Origin of the sequence: Streptosporangium sp. NPDC001559 (genome assembly GCF_042893955.1) — a bacterium.
In the GTDB taxonomy this organism is placed as follows: Bacteria; Actinomycetota; Actinomycetes; order Streptosporangiales; family Streptosporangiaceae; genus Streptosporangium.
The window spans coordinates 256383-270302 of record NZ_JBIAVG010000005.1; the positions used below are offsets into that span (position 1 = coordinate 256383).

Here is a 13920-nt window from a genome sequence, read left to right on the forward strand (position 1 = left end):
TCCGGCTCCACAACGTCGTATGACCAGGCCGGAAAGTCAATGGCTGACTCTTTCCAGAATGACCGCCGGGAGCCGGAATCCGAACCGGTCCCACCGGCACGGGAAACGCCCACCGGAGACAACGTCCGCCTTGAGGTGTCCGTCTCCGACCAGGGCCACGTGTACCTGGCCAACAGGGACCAGCACTTTCACTACGGCGAGAAACTGAGCGCCGAACAGCGGACCCGGCCGGGGGTGGTGATCGAGGAGTGCCCCTATCCAGGGCTGTCCGCCTTCAGCCGTGAGCAGCGAAGGTGGTTCTTCGGCAGGAAGGACCTGACCGGTGCGCTGGTCGGCCGCCTCGACCGGCGGCTGCGCACGGGCGGTCTTCAGGTGGTCATCGCCCCCTCGGGCGCGGGGAAGTCCTCGCTGCTGCACGCCGGTCTGCTGCCCGCGCTCGACCAGGCGGCCCTGCCGTACGCCAACCGGTGGCCGCAGGTGACGCTCACCCCCACCGCCACGCCGGTCAGGGAGACGGCCGACAGGCTGGAACGCCTCACCGGTGTCGACCGGGGCCGGATCGCCGAACAGATCGCCGGCGGGCCGGAGCGGTACGTCTCGGCGCTGGAGAGGTGGCTGCGCGACCGGGCCGACGACCCGGCCGCCGCGCGGATCGTCGTGGTGGTGGACCAGTTCGAGGAGCTGTTCACCGAGTGCGACGACGAGCGGGAACGCGAGGCGTTCGTCGAACTGCTCGTACGGCTGGCCGCCACACAGGCCGGGCTCGTGGTGATCGGGGTCCGCGACGACTTCCACTCCGCCTGTGCCGCGCATCCTCTGCTGCAACCCGCCCTGGAGGACCGTCCGCTGGTGGTCGGGCCGATGCCCGAGGCGAACCTCAGGGAGGCGATCGTCTACCCGGCCCAGGACCTGGGGGTGGATCTCGAACCGGGGCTGGCCGAGCTTCTCCTGGGCGACCTGAGGGCGACCGCGGGTGACAGGCGGACGAGTGGGTACGAGGCGGGACGGCTCCCGCTGCTGGCCCACGCGCTGCGCCTGACCTGGCAGCAGCGCAACGGCGCCACGCTGACCGTCGAGGGATACAAGGCCACCGGCCGGATCGAGGGCGCCCTCGCGGCCACCGCGGAGCAGGTCTTCGCCGGTCTGGACGACACCGCCCAACGGCTGGCCAGGCTGCTCTTCCTCCGCCTGGTCAAGCTCGGGGACGGAGCCGAGGACACCCGCAGGCGCGTCGCCCACACCGATCTGGTCGGCATGCGCGCGGACCCGAGGACGACCGCGGCGGTGGTGAACGCCTTCGCCGGGGAACGGCTGCTCACCCTGGACCGCGAGGCCGTACAGATCACTCACGAGGCCCTGCTGAGCCACTGGCCCCGGCTGCGCGGCTGGCTCAACGACGACCGGGCGGGGCGGCTCATCCACCAGGACCTGGAGGACACCGCGGCCGCGTGGAGCCGTGAGAGGGGCGACTCCTCCCGGCTGTACCGGGGGACCCGGCTTGACGCCGTACGTGTGTGGGCCGAGACCAGGCCCGAGGACGAACTCACTCCCGTCGCACGCGACTTCCTCGCCGCCTCGACCCGCCAGCGACGCCGTACGGCCCGGCTGAGGACCGGCGCCGTCGCGGCCCTGACGGTGCTCGCCCTGGTCGCCTCCGTCGCGGCCGTCTACGCCCTCCAACGGGGCAGGGAGGCGATCACTCAGCGGGACCTGGCCGTCTACCAGCGTGTCGTCGCCGAGGCCGACCGGCTCAGGGAGACCGACATCTCCCTGTCCGCCCAGCTCACCCTGGTCGCCCATCGGATGAACCCGGGGGAGGAGACCCGGACACGACTTCTCGGCACCCAGGGCGACGCCCTTTCCACGAGCCTGACGGGACACGTCGGTTACGTCGAGTCGGTGGTCTTCAGCCCCGACGGGCGGATCATGGCCAGCGGTGACGGCAGCGGCACGGTCCGGCTGTGGGACGTCTCCGCCCCCGCCCTGCCGAAGCCGCTCGGCCGTCCCCTGAGCGGCTCCATAAGCGGCGTGTCCGTGATGGCTTTCAGCCCTGACGGACATCTTCTGGCGGCCGGTGACTCCGACGGGAGGGTGCAGCTGTGGGACCTCTCCGACCGCGCGCGCGTCAAGCCGACGGGGGAGCCGCTGCTGGGACACGTGTTCCGGATGACGGCCATCAGGTTCGTGCCCGGAGGGAACATCATGATCACCTCCGGAGCGGACGGAGTCGTCCAGAAGTGGGACCTGACCGTCCCCTCCCCCGCGCTGATGGAAGGGCGAGGTTTCGTCGCCTCCGCGTTCAAGGGGGGCGGGACGATCTCCTCCACCGCCGTCAGCGTGGACGGGAGGACCCTGGCCGTCGGCATGGACAACGCGAAGGTGCACCTGTTCGACATCTCAGACGTCAACCGTCCCAAACCGCTCGGTGATCTCCTGGAGATCCACAGAGGTGAGGTCAAGGCGATGGCGTTCAGCCCGAACGGCAGGACGCTGGCCACGATGGGAGGCGCCGGTGACGCGGGGGTGCTGCTGTGGGACGTCTCCGACCCCACCGACGGCAAGCTGCTCAACATTCCCTCGCGGAGCCGTACCTTCATCGGCACGTCGGTCGCGTTCAGTCCTGACGGAAGGACCCTGGCCGCGACGTACACCGACTGGACCGTCCGGCTGTGGAACGTCTCCAACCCCTCCGTCATGACGCCGCTGGGTCACTTCCTCGTCGGCCACACGGGGTTCGTCACCTCGGCCGCGTTCAGCCCTGACGGGCGGACCCTGGCCAGCGGCGCCTCGGACGGGTCGGTGCGGCTGTGGAACGCGCCCAGCGCCTACCTCCCCGGGCACACGGAGACCGTCACCTCCGTGGCGTTCGGCCCAGGCGGACGGCTGCTGGCGAGCGCCGGGGTCGACAGGTCGATCATCCTGTGGGACGTCTCCGACCCGCTGCGGGCCAGGCGCGTCGGCCGTCCGCTCCTGGGGCACAGGAACTCCGTCGCCTCCCTGGCCTTCGGCCCCGACGGGCACACGCTGGTGAGTTCGGGCGCCGACGGGGACATTCGGCTGTGGGACGTGACGAACCCCGCGCGGGCCACTCCCGTGGGAACACCGCTGAGAGCCGGGAAGAAGGACGCGATCGTCTACGCGGTGGCCTTCGATCCCACGGGAGACGTGCTCGCCGCCGCGTCGAGCGACGGAGCGGTGCGCCTGTGGGATGTGGCCGCCCGCAAGCTCCTCGCCGAGTCGCCGGAGAAGAAGGCCGAGGAGGACGACGCGCGCTTCAGTTCGATCGCGTTCGGCCAGGGCGGGAGGCTTCTGGCGAGCATCGATCTGAGCCAGGCCGTCGTACTGTGGGACGTCTCCGACCCCACCCGTCTCAGACCGGTCGGCCGTCCGCTGGAGTTGCGGGCCGGCACCGCGAGCAGGAGTTCGGAATCCGGCGCCTTCTCCGCGGTGACCATCAGTCCCGACGGGCACACCCTGGCCGCCACAAGCGCCGACGGGAAGGTGTACCAGTGGGACATCACCGATCCGGCGCACGTCACCGCCAAGGGGCGTCCGTTCACGGGGCATACGGGCCTCGCCTATTCGGCGCTGTTCAGCCCCGACGGGCGCACCATGGCGAGTTCCGGCTTCGACGGTGTGCTCCGGCTGTGGGACATGACCGACCCCGCCGGAGGGAAACCCCTCGGGCAACCGTTGCTCAGACACACCACCGCGGTCCTTCCCGTCGCCTTCGACCGGACCGGAGGGTTGCTGGCCGGCGGCAGTGACGACGGGGCCGTCTGGCTGTGGACGCTGGACGAGGAGCAGGCCGCCCGGCGGATCTGCGCCTACACCAGGGGTGCCCTCGACCCCGAGAAGTGGCGCCGTTTCGTGGGAGAGGGCATCCCGTACGACCCGCCCTGCTCCTGATCTCGACATATCCGGTATCTGGCCGGTATAGGCTGCCAAGCCGTGAGTGGATCTATGGCGTTTGTGAAGGATGTCGAGGTCGCGGCGCGGGTGAGCCGTATCGGTGGTCTGCCGTTGGCGCCGGAGGGGTTCCCCTGGCCGCGCTGCGCCGTGTGCGACGGGCCGTTGCGGTTCCTGCTGCAGCTCATCACGGACGACCTCGGCGACCACGCCGAGGCCCTGCGGCCCGGGGCGCTCCTGTCGTTCTTCATGTGCGACAACGATCCCGGCCAGTGCGAGGCCTGGGACCCCGAAGCGGGCGGGAACCGCGCCTACCTGTTCGCCGAAGGCTCCACGGTGCCCCTGCCGTCCCCCGGGGAGGCGTTCGTTCTCCCGCAGTGCTTCGAGATCGGCATCTGTGAGGTCGAGCCGGAGACGGCGGACGAGGTCGCGGAGTTCAAGGTGGTCGGCTGGCTGGGCGGCGAGGCGGAGTGGTGGGAGACCGACATGACGCCCACGTGTTCCACCTGCGGCACCCCCATGGGCTTCGTCGCGCAGATGAGGGAGGGCTACAGCAGGAACTGGCTGATGAACTTCGGCGGCGGCGAGGCGTTCGTCTTCGCCTGCCCTCCCTGTGACGCGGCGTCCGTGGTCCTGCAGGGCTGACACCCCGGTCCGTACGGCGTGGGCCGCCGGGCCGCGCCGCCGACAAGGACGGACCGTGCGACCGGCGGGAGCAGGCCGTACGACCAAGGGTTCAGGGCCTGGCGAGCCGTAGTCCGGCCGTGAGGGATCCGGCCAGCAGCACGGCACCGGAGGCCACCCCGCTGACGATCGGCACCCAGGGCAGGGAACCCGCCCAGGCCATGAGGAATCCGGCGATCCCGAGCAGGGTCAGGGCCACGCCGGGCACCGCGATGGTCCAGTCCTTCCACACCGGGGCCAGGGCGACGAAGTGGACACCCACGATGATCGCCACCCACGCCACGTTGACCTCCGCGGACGCGCCCAGGGCGGCCAGCAGCCGGAGGCCGCCGAACAGCGCGAGCACCTCGACGGCCACCACGATCAGGTAACCGCGCCCGAACATCGTCCCCGCGGCCCCTCCGGAGACGGCGGCGGCCGGTCGTCTCACACCGGCGAACCACAGCGCCAGTACGGCCGCGACGGCCAGGCCCGCGAGCACCCGCAGGACCGTGACCACGACGTCGTCCAGCGGGCTCCGCGCGTTGACGAAGACGAAGACCGCACCGAAGACGGCGCCGACCAGTAATCCGCTCATACGTTGCATGCGTTTCATCCAAACCCACCGGACGCCGGCCGGACACGGGTGCCAGGCCTACCTTGACGTGGTGCCGTCCCTACCTGGCGGCCCCGCGCTGGTAGGCCAGCACCGCCAGCACCCGCCGGTTGACGTCGTCGCCCGAGGGCAGGTCGAGTTTGGCGAACACACCGGCCACATGTTTGCCGACCGCCGCCTCACTGATCGACAGGGCCCGTGCCACGGCCGCGTTGGAGCGTCCCTCCGCGATCAGCGCCAGCACCTCCCGCTCCCGAGGGCTCAGCCGCGCCGTCGGCTCGGTGACCTCCCTGGCCCTGTCCCAGGTCTGTTCGAACAGGTCGATCAGGACGCTGATCAGGCTCTGCTGCCGGATCAGCAGCGCGCCCGGCGAGCGGAGCACGGGGGTGATCCTGACGAAGGCCGCCTCCCGGTCGAAGACGAGCAGTTGCTGGATCGGTTCGTCCACCACCCGGTGCAGGTCACCCGCGGCGTGTAGTTCCCTGAGCCGGGCGAGCTTGCGTTCGTCGTCCAGCACGCTCGCGTGGACGACCGTCCGCATCCGCATCCCGCGCGTCAGGGCGTCCAGCACCTGGCGGCGGCTGCGCTGCTCCTCACGCCCCTGCTCCGGAGACCCCAGCGGCTGCATGGCGCGTAGTTCGCGCGAGGTGGCGGCCAGCCGGGTGATCTCCTGCCTGACCTGTTCCCCGTCCTCCAGCCGCGCGACGTCAACGGGGACACCGCGCAGCTCGCCGACGACCTCTTCGAGCCGCCGGGCCAGTTGGTCAAGAGACGCTTCCATCAGGAGAAGCCTCCCATGACCCACCAGACCCGACGGCCTTCGCCAAAGCGGACGGCGGGGTCAGGGCTGGCTGGCGGTGAGAACCCGCAGGGAGTGCTCAACGAGGGTCACCAGGACGGTCTTGGCCGAGGTGCGGCGCCGTACGTCGCAGAGCAGGACCGGGACGTCCGGGTCCAGGTCGAGGGCGACGCGCACCTCCTCAGCCTCGTACTGCTCGGCCCCGTCGAAGCAGTTGACCGCCACGATGAACGGCGTGCCACGCTGCTCGAAGTAGTCGATCGACGGGAAGCAGTCGGTCAGCCTGCGGGTGTCGGCGAGCACGACGGCACCGAGCGCGCCGTAGGACAGCTCGTCCCACATGAACCAGAACCGTTCCTGACCGGGGGTGCCGAACAGGTAGACGACCAGCCCCTCCCGGATCGTGATGCGTCCGAAGTCCATGGCCACGGTGGTCGTGGTCTTGTTCTCCACGCCTTCGACGTCGTCGATGCCGATACCGCGGTCGGAGAGCACCTCCTCCGTGCGCAGTGGGCGGATCTCACTGATCGAGCCGACGAGCGTGGTCTTGCCGACACCGAATCCGCCCGCGATGAGGATCTTGAGCGCTACAGGTTCGTCAGAGGGCCCGAAGTCCATTGATCACTTCCTTGAGAATGCGCTCGCTCGCCGACGCGCGCCCGATCGAAATGAGCTTGTGGTCCTTGAGGTCACCGAGGAGCACCCGGACGACGCCGAGTGGCAGGTCCAGGTCGGAGGCGATGTCGGCGACCGAGGTGGCCTCGACGGTGACCAGGGAGAGAATGCGTTCGTGCTCGGGTCCCGGGACGAACCCGCCGGACGGGGCCGAACCGGTCGCCTTGACCATCGCGACCAGGTCCAGCGTGTCACCGGACGATCTGGTACGGCCGCCGATCAGCGCGAACGGCCGGACGACCGGTCCCGCGTCCTCGTCCATCCACCGGGTCATCCGCCCGCTCCGCCCTCGGCCCCGGGGTGGGAGAACCCGGGAGACGAGAACCAGGACGACGGAAGCCCGGTCATGTGAGGCCCTGTCTCGGCCGGGCGGAGATGTGCTGGCCGACCCGCTTGACCAGCATCGCCATCTCGTAGGCGATGTGGCCGACGTCGGCGTCCGCGGCGCTCAGCACGGCCAGGCAGGTGCCCTGCCCGGCGGCCGTGACGAACAGGAACGCCGACTCCATCTCCACGATGGTCTGGCGCACCTCACCACCGTTGAAGTGACGGCCCGCCCCGCGTGCCAGGCTCTGGAACCCGGAGGCGATGGCGGACAGGTGTTCGGCCTCCTCCCGGTTGAGCCCCTTGGAGAAGCCGACGGCGAGCCCGTCGGTCGACAGGATCACCGCCTGACGTACCGCGCCCACCCGGTTGGTCAGGTCGTCGAGGAGCCAGTTGAGCTCGCCAGTACTGGACGCTTTCCCAGTCATTAGTCCTCCTTGTCGCCTGTCCTGTGGTGTGCGAGATCGGGTTTCTCTTCCTCCCGGCCGCGTCGCGCGCCCGCCTGGAAGGCGGAGAACAACGCCCGCGCCTCGTCCGGTGAGCGCTCCGGCGCCTCGGAGGGATCGGGTTCCGCGGCCTCTGGAGACTCCTGACGGAGCTGCGGGGCCAGGTTGGCCTGCCGTACCCGGCGGGGCAGGGCCCGTGGCCGTGGCGCCCCCTGCGCGGGAGCGGCGCCCCCACCGGGTTCCCCGCCGCCCGCGCCGTTGGGGCCTCCCGGGGCCGGGCCGCCTGGGACGGGCCCGCCTGGGACCGAGGGGCCGTCCGTGACCACGGAAAGGGAGGGTTCGGGAACGGGCGGGGCACCCGTCGTCCTGCTCCTGCGGGGCAGGGCACCCGGCATGGACGACTCGAACAGGCCGCCGGAGGGACGCGCGGGAGGCACGGGAGGCTCGGCGGGCCGTTCGTCCACCCGCTCCGCGGTGAGGGCGAGCTGCGCGGGCAGTTCGGCCAGTACGGTGCGCGGGATGAGCACGATGGCGGTGGTCCCGCCGAAGGGGGAGCCGCGCAGGATGACGCGGATGTCGTGCCTGGCGGCGAGCCGCCCGACCACGAACAGGCCGAGGCGCTCGCTGTCGGCCAGGTCGAACTCCGGCGGGGTGGCCAGCCGTTCGTTGAGAACCGCGTACTCCTCGGCGCTCAGGCCCAGGCCGCGGTCCTCGACCTCGATGACGAAGCCGTTGGCGACCAGGTCTCCGCGCACGGCCACCATGGTCTGCTCGGGGGAGTAGATCGTGGCGTTCTCGATCAGCTCGGCGATCAGGTGGGTGATGTCGGCGACCGCGGCGCCGTCGAGCGCGGCGGCGGGCATCGGCGCGACGTTGACCCTGGTGTAGTCCTCGACCTCGGCGATGGCCGCCCTGACGATGTCCACGGCCGCGACGGGGTTGCGCCAGGCGCGTCCCGGGGCCGCCCCGGACAGGATGATCAGGCCTTCCGCGTGCCGCCGCATGCGGGTGGTCAGGTGGTCGAGCCGGAAGAGGTCCTCAAGGCTGTCGGGGTCGGTCGCCCTGCGCTGCATGCCGTCGAGCAGGGTGAGCTGGCGCTGCAGCAGGTTCTGCTTGCGCCGGGCGAGGTTCAGGAAGACCTGGCCGACGCCGCGGCGCAGGTTGGCCTGGCCGACGGCGGCCTCGACGGCGGTGCGCCGTACCGAGTCGAAGGCGTGGGCGACGTCGCCGACCTCGGTGGAGTCGCCCACCTTGATCGGTGGGATCTCGGCGGGGACGTCCACCTCCTCGCCGCGCCGCAGGCGTTCGACGACGCTCGGGAGCCGTACGTCGGCCAGGTCGAGGGCGGTCGAGCGGAGGGTGGCGAGCTCACCGGCGAGCCTGCGGCCGAAGCGGACGGACAGGATGATCGAGGCGATCACCGCGACGAGTCCCAGGCCGCCCGCGACCGCGATCCTGACGATGATCCCGGTGGCGATGGACCTGGACCGCTGGGACAGGGTGTTCGAGGAGGAGACGCCGAGCTGGTCGAGCCAGTTGGCCACGCTGTTGGTGGTCTGCTTCCAGCGCTGCGCCTCGATGGGCAGCCGGTCCCCCTGGGCCCCCGCGATGGCCCTCTCCAGGGCGGTGAACCGCTCGAAGGCCGTCGAGTCGAAGGTCTCCCGGTACGGCCTGCCCAGCTCGGCGTCCAGCGCGGACAGGCCCCGCGCGTGCAGGTAGCGCCGGGTGGCGACGTACTCGCCGAAGGCCTCGCGCTCTCTCGGGGTGAGGCGGTAGTCGATCAGCGCGCCGCTGATCAGCGCGTTCTCCCTGGCGATCATCTCGCGGGCGTTGCCCATGGACTGCATGGCCGCGGCCTGCCGGTAGATGCCCAGGTCGGGGACCGCGACGAGCTGGTCGTACAGGAGGAAGACCGAGTCGAGGACCCGGTTGTAGTTCGTCAGGACGTCCAGGCGCGCGTCACGGCCGCTGTCGATGCCGGCGCGGACGGTCGCCAGCCTGCCGATCTGGCTGAGCACCCCGTTCAGCGCGGTGCGGAGTTCCGGACTGCCGGAATCGGTGGACGCGGCGGCGGCGCGGAACTTCTCGGCCGCCCGGTCGGTGCGGGCGCGCTGGTCGGCGATTCCGCTGGTGAGGACGCGGGAGCTGATCGCCACCGAGGACTGCGTCCGTTCCGCCTGAAGCTGGAGCCCAAGCTCGGTGGAGGTGAGGCCGACCGTTTGGTAGAGGTCGTTCGACCGTAACAGCGCGGCACCGTCGCCAACCGTCAGATTAAGTGCGAAACCCCACAGAGCACTCAGTGACAACAGGGGCAGGAGCAGCAGCAAGAAGATCTTGAACCGAATTGACCGGTTTCCAGAGCCCATGCCCACTCGTCCCAACTTCTGAGTGTGTGGAGGCCCGCGTCGCCTTGGGGGTGGATATGCCTCCGGAAGATCGCACAGGAGACTAGCACCGATAGGGTTTCCGCGCAGTGGAGGATCTGATGATTAATGTGATTACCGGGGCGAGTGCCGGAATCGGTGAGGCCGCTGCCGTCGAACTCGCCGGCCGCGGGCGTCAGGTCGTTCTGGTCGGCCGGAACCAGGAAAGGCTGGCCGGGGTCTCCGCCAGGGTCAAGGAGGTCTCGGGGTCCGTCCCGGACACGCTGACCTGTGACTACACCTCCCTCGACGACGTCAGGCGACTGGCCGGTGAGCTTCGGTCCCGCTACGACCGGATCGACGTCCTGGTCAACAACGCGGGCGTGATGTCCACCGAACGGACCCGCACCGGGGACGGCCACGAGACGATGATCCAGGTCAACCACCTCGCGCCGTTCCTGCTGACGACCCTGCTGCTCGACCGGGTCGGGGAGCGGGTGATCACCACCTCGTCCATGGCGGCCAGGTCGGGCAACCTCGACCCGGCCGACCTGAGCCGTGAGCGGCGCCGCTGGAGCGGCTGGCTGCAGTACGGCGACTCCAAGCAGGCCAACGCGCTGTTCACCGTCGAACTGGCCCGCCGCCTGTCCGGCACCGGGGTGAGCGCGACCTGCTTCCACCCCGGTGTGATCAAGACCGGGTTCGCCTCGGGGACGTTCCTGATGTGGATGACCCACCACATCCCGGGCGTCGGCCGTACGGTCGAGCAGGGTGCGAGCACCCTGGTCCATCTCGCCACCCACCCCGACGGGACCGCGCACCCGGGGCGCTACTTCGCCAACAGCGCCCCCGCCAGGGCCCCCAGGGGCATGACCGACCCCGGCCTGGCCCGCGACCTCTGGGAGGCCAGCGAGCGGGCCGTCTCCTGACCGTCCCTGGGATGTCATCCCGGGTTCGCCCGCCGTTGGGACACGGGCGGCTACGGTGCGTGGCCTGTGAGCGTCACGAGCCCCCGCCAGGTCACCGCCGTCCCCACGGCGGGCAGGGACCCCTTCTTCGACAACGCCAAGTTCCTGGCGATCACCCTGGTCGTCTCCGGGCACCTGGTGGAGGACCTGCGGGACGTGGCGGTGGCGCACGCGGCCTACTTCTTCGTCTACGTGTTCCACATGCCGCTGTTCATCGTGCTCAGCGGCTACCTGTCGCGGAACTTCACCTTCTCCTCCGGCAAGGCGCGCAAGCTGATCAGCACGCTCGCCGTGCCGTACGTGATCTTCGAGCTGCTCTACTCCCTGCCCCGCCTGATCCTGTACGGCAAGCTGGACATCAGCCTGCTCGATCCGTACTACCTGACCTGGTTCCTGATGTCGCTGTTCCTGTGGCGGCTGTCCACCCCCGTCTGGCAGCAGCTCAGGTGGCCGCTGGTGGTCGCGGTCGGCCTGTCGCTGCTGTCCGGGATGAGCAGGCTGCCCGACGAGCTTTCGATGAACCGCACGCTGGGGCTGCTGCCCTTCTACGTGCTCGGCCTCATGCTGCGCCCTGAGCACTTCACGATGCTCAGACGGCCGAAGGTCAGGATCGCCGGGGCGCTCACGCTGGTGGCCGGGGCGGCGCTCGCGCTGGCCGTGCACACCTCGGTGAGGACCGAGTGGATCCGCTGGCGGCACGCCAACGACGCGATCGGGGTGGACGACCTCACCGGCAGCCTGATCCGGCTCGGCATGCTGACGGCCGGGGCGCTGCTGGTCGCGGCCTTCCTCGCGATCACCCCCTCGCGCCGGACGTGGTACTCGGGCCTCGGCGCGGCGACCATGTACGCCTACCTGCTGCACGGCCTGGTGGTGAAGGTCGCCGAGCGCTTCTACGGCGACTGGGCGCGGACGGTGCCCGGCGTCGTGGCCGTGGCGCTCCTCGGCGTCGTGCTGGCGGCCCTGCTGTGCACGCCCCCGGTCAGGGCCCTGACCCGCTGGGCGGTCGAACCCAGGATGAGCTGGGCCTTCACCCGGCTGCGCCGCCCGTCCCGCTGAACGCCCGGCCCCGCGGGCCCGCAGACCCGCAGAGCTTCAGACCCGCGCACCTTCAGACCCGCGCACCTTCAGACCTGCGGGCCTTCAGGTCCGCAGGTCGAGGACGGCCCGGTAGGCGGCGGTGATCGCCGCGTCGGCGTAGGCGGCGGGCACCGAGTCGGAGTTGGCGATCGCGATCCGGCCCCACCTGCGGCGGGCGGTCTCGGCGGGGAAGGGCCCGCCGGGGTAGAAGTCCAGGTTCCACGGGGTCGCGTACTCCGGCGCGTAGCCGTGCCCCCACCGGTTGACCGTGATCGCCTGGATGTCGCGGACCGGGTCGAACCCGCCGGGCCCGAGCAGCCTGACCAACTGCTCACGGATGCTGAACTCCAGATAGGAGTACGGCGTGCCGAGCAGTTCACGCCGCCCCGCGATCGAGCCGTCCGCCGGCGACATGCCCGGCACCGCGGGAGCCCGTACCAGGTGGGCCAGGACCGGTTCGCCGGGGTCGCCGGGGGGCCGGTAACCGCCGACGGCGACCCGGGGGGCCAGTTCCGCGACGGACCAGTAGGCCCCGGTGAAGCGGACCCGGCCGACGCCGATCGCCTGCCAGGCCCGCCAGTCGCGCAGCTGGACCGTGGCGTAGAGCATCGGCACCTTGACGGCCGCGCGCAGCGCCCGTTCCTGCTCGGGAGGCAGGCCGGTGACGAGGTGGGGGATCATCATGTTCCAGCAGGCCATGATCACCCCTGCGGCCCGTACGGTCCTGACCCGGTCGCCGTCGAAGTAGCCGACCGTCGCCGTGGTCGCGGTCTCCGGGTCGCCGTCGTTGGCCACCGAGACCACCGGGCTGGACAGGCGGACACGGACCCGGCCGCCCGGCCGGTCGAGCCGGTCGTAGTCGAACCGCGCGGTCGTGACGTCCTCGGGGTCGACGGAGGTGGCGAACCCGGGGACCATCCTGCCGACCATCATCCTGACCAGGGCCTGGTTGCCCTCGGGGAAGAGCAGCACCTCCCTGGGCGCCTCCCAGTGCCTGATCACGCTCGGCGAGTTGTAGACCGAGGGCTTCGACCGGTCGAGTCCGAGCCCCTGGAAGCCGGGGTAGCCGCACCCCCAGGCGTCGACGGCGCCGAAGGCGTCGGAGCCGTACCCCCACTCGTCGCTCGGCATCGTCCGCACGAAACGCAGCACGTCCGGGTGGACCCCGCAGACCTCCCCGAGGAAGCCGGAGTAGGTCAGACCCGCCAGGAACCGATGCTTGGCCTGCTCCGTCAGGCCGCGCAGCCAGTCGGGCGGGTCCAGGTGGAGCGTGAGCAGGTCCCTCCTGGCCCGCTCCGCGAGGGGCAGCTCGGAGATCCACCGGCGGGCGCCCGTGCCGGTCCGTACGAGCCGGTCGACGCCGAAGGACTCCCGGTCGCAGAAGACCCCCTCCCGCGACCCAAGGCCCGGGTACGGCACGGCGGCGAGTCGTGCGGGCCGTACCCCGAGCAGGTCGAGCAGCCGCCTGCCCTCGGGGGTCCAGGCGGAGGGCGCCTCGATCGCCTGGGAGCCGCCGTAGCCGACCAGCGGCCCCCGGCGGCCCGTGGGGTGGAACTCGTTGCGGCGGGCGTGCCCGCCGACGTCGTCGTGGTTGTCCAGGATCAGGATCCGCGCGTCCGGGTCGTGTTCGAGCCAGCGGTGGGCCGCGCTGATCCCGCTGATCCCGGCGCCGACCACCACCAGGTCGTAGCGTTCGCCGGTCGGCTCCGCGGGGCCCGCGTGGGCCCAGAACCGGCCGTCGCGCAGGGCGTGCGGCACGCCGACGTCCTCCGGGGCGTCGCCCCGCAGTCCCGTCAGCGCGGCCGGGTGGCTTCCCCGCGGTGCCGTCCCCATCGGCTCGGCCGACGCCGGCCGGCCGGTGAAGGTCTCCAGCGCCGCGACCCCGGCGGCCGTCGCGACGCCGTCGAAGAAGTCGCGGCGGGAAATGGGGCGGTTCATCCCCAGTTCCCCGGCCCTGCGCGGAGTGATCTCCCCGGGATCCGTCATGGAGGGATCATCATGAATCGGGCCGCCCGAATTGGTCGTCCAAGGGCGGTGGCGAGGACTTTTTACCCGGGGCGTTGAAAGGCTTTTCGTG

General features: G+C 70.9%; 11 protein-coding genes. 4 read left to right on the plus strand and 7 right to left on the minus strand.

Annotation, left to right across the window (positions count from 1 at the left end; all coding sequences use genetic code 11):
- The first annotated feature begins 135 nt into the window (after nt 1-135).
- Nucleotides 136-3909, plus strand: coding sequence for a hypothetical protein (locus ACFYY8_RS13940; protein WP_390040562.1), 3774 nt, complete (start codon nt 136-138; stop codon nt 3907-3909).
- A gap of 54 nt (nt 3910-3963) precedes the next feature.
- On the plus strand, nt 3964-4554 hold the full coding sequence (locus ACFYY8_RS13945; RefSeq protein ID WP_390040564.1) for a DUF1963 domain-containing protein: 591 nt from the start codon (nt 3964-3966) through the stop codon (nt 4552-4554).
- Between the two features lie 91 nt (nt 4555-4645).
- On the opposite strand, the gene ACFYY8_RS13950 is transcribed toward ACFYY8_RS13945, so the two are convergent.
- The 6 genes from ACFYY8_RS13950 to ACFYY8_RS13975 all read right to left on the minus strand — a co-directional run bounded on the left by ACFYY8_RS13950 (nt 4646) and on the right by ACFYY8_RS13975 (nt 9759).
- Entirely contained in the window at nt 4646-5170 is a 525-nt protein-coding gene (locus ACFYY8_RS13950) for a hypothetical protein (RefSeq protein ID WP_390040566.1), read from the minus strand.
- Between the two features lie 79 nt (nt 5171-5249).
- Complete coding sequence (locus tag ACFYY8_RS13955) at nt 5250-5969, minus strand: LuxR C-terminal-related transcriptional regulator (protein WP_390040568.1); 720 nt, start codon at nt 5967-5969, stop codon at nt 5250-5252.
- A 60-nt stretch (nt 5970-6029) separates the two neighbouring features.
- Nucleotides 6030-6605, minus strand: a complete 576-nt coding sequence (locus ACFYY8_RS13960) for an ATP/GTP-binding protein (RefSeq protein WP_390040570.1) — start codon at nt 6603-6605, stop codon at nt 6030-6032.
- Nucleotides 6586-6936, minus strand: coding sequence for a DUF742 domain-containing protein (locus ACFYY8_RS13965; protein WP_390040572.1), 351 nt, complete (start codon nt 6934-6936; stop codon nt 6586-6588). The genes ACFYY8_RS13960 and ACFYY8_RS13965 overlap by 20 nt, the downstream gene beginning before the upstream one ends.
- A 70-nt stretch (nt 6937-7006) precedes the next feature.
- Nucleotides 7007-7414 (minus strand): roadblock/LC7 domain-containing protein, encoded by a 408-nt coding sequence (locus ACFYY8_RS13970; protein WP_352011165.1) that lies wholly within the window; start codon nt 7412-7414, stop codon nt 7007-7009.
- Nucleotides 7414-9759 carry a nitrate- and nitrite sensing domain-containing protein gene (locus ACFYY8_RS13975; RefSeq protein ID WP_390040574.1) on the minus strand — a complete coding sequence of 782 codons (2346 nt, stop codon included), beginning with the start codon at nt 9757-9759 and terminating at the stop codon, nt 7414-7416. Before ACFYY8_RS13975 ends, ACFYY8_RS13970 begins: the two co-directional genes overlap by 1 nt.
- 158 nt (nt 9760-9917) lie before the next feature.
- On the opposite strand from ACFYY8_RS13975, the gene ACFYY8_RS13980 reads away from it, so the two are divergent.
- Together ACFYY8_RS13980 and ACFYY8_RS13985 are read left to right on the plus strand one after the other, a co-directional pair.
- Nucleotides 9918-10724, plus strand: a complete 807-nt coding sequence (locus ACFYY8_RS13980; protein ID WP_390040576.1) for an SDR family NAD(P)-dependent oxidoreductase — start codon at nt 9918-9920, stop codon at nt 10722-10724.
- Between the two features lie 66 nt (nt 10725-10790).
- The gene (locus ACFYY8_RS13985) at nt 10791-11822 is read left to right on the plus strand and encodes an acyltransferase family protein (RefSeq protein ID WP_390040578.1); all 1032 of its coding nucleotides are present in this window, start codon (nt 10791-10793) and stop codon (nt 11820-11822) included.
- An 84-nt stretch (nt 11823-11906) separates the two neighbouring features.
- On the opposite strand, the gene ACFYY8_RS13990 is transcribed toward ACFYY8_RS13985, so the two are convergent.
- Nucleotides 11907-13829 carry an NAD(P)-binding protein gene (locus ACFYY8_RS13990; protein WP_390040580.1) on the minus strand — a complete coding sequence of 641 codons (1923 nt, stop codon included), beginning with the start codon at nt 13827-13829 and terminating at the stop codon, nt 11907-11909.
- Between the last annotated feature and the right edge of the window lie 91 nt (nt 13830-13920).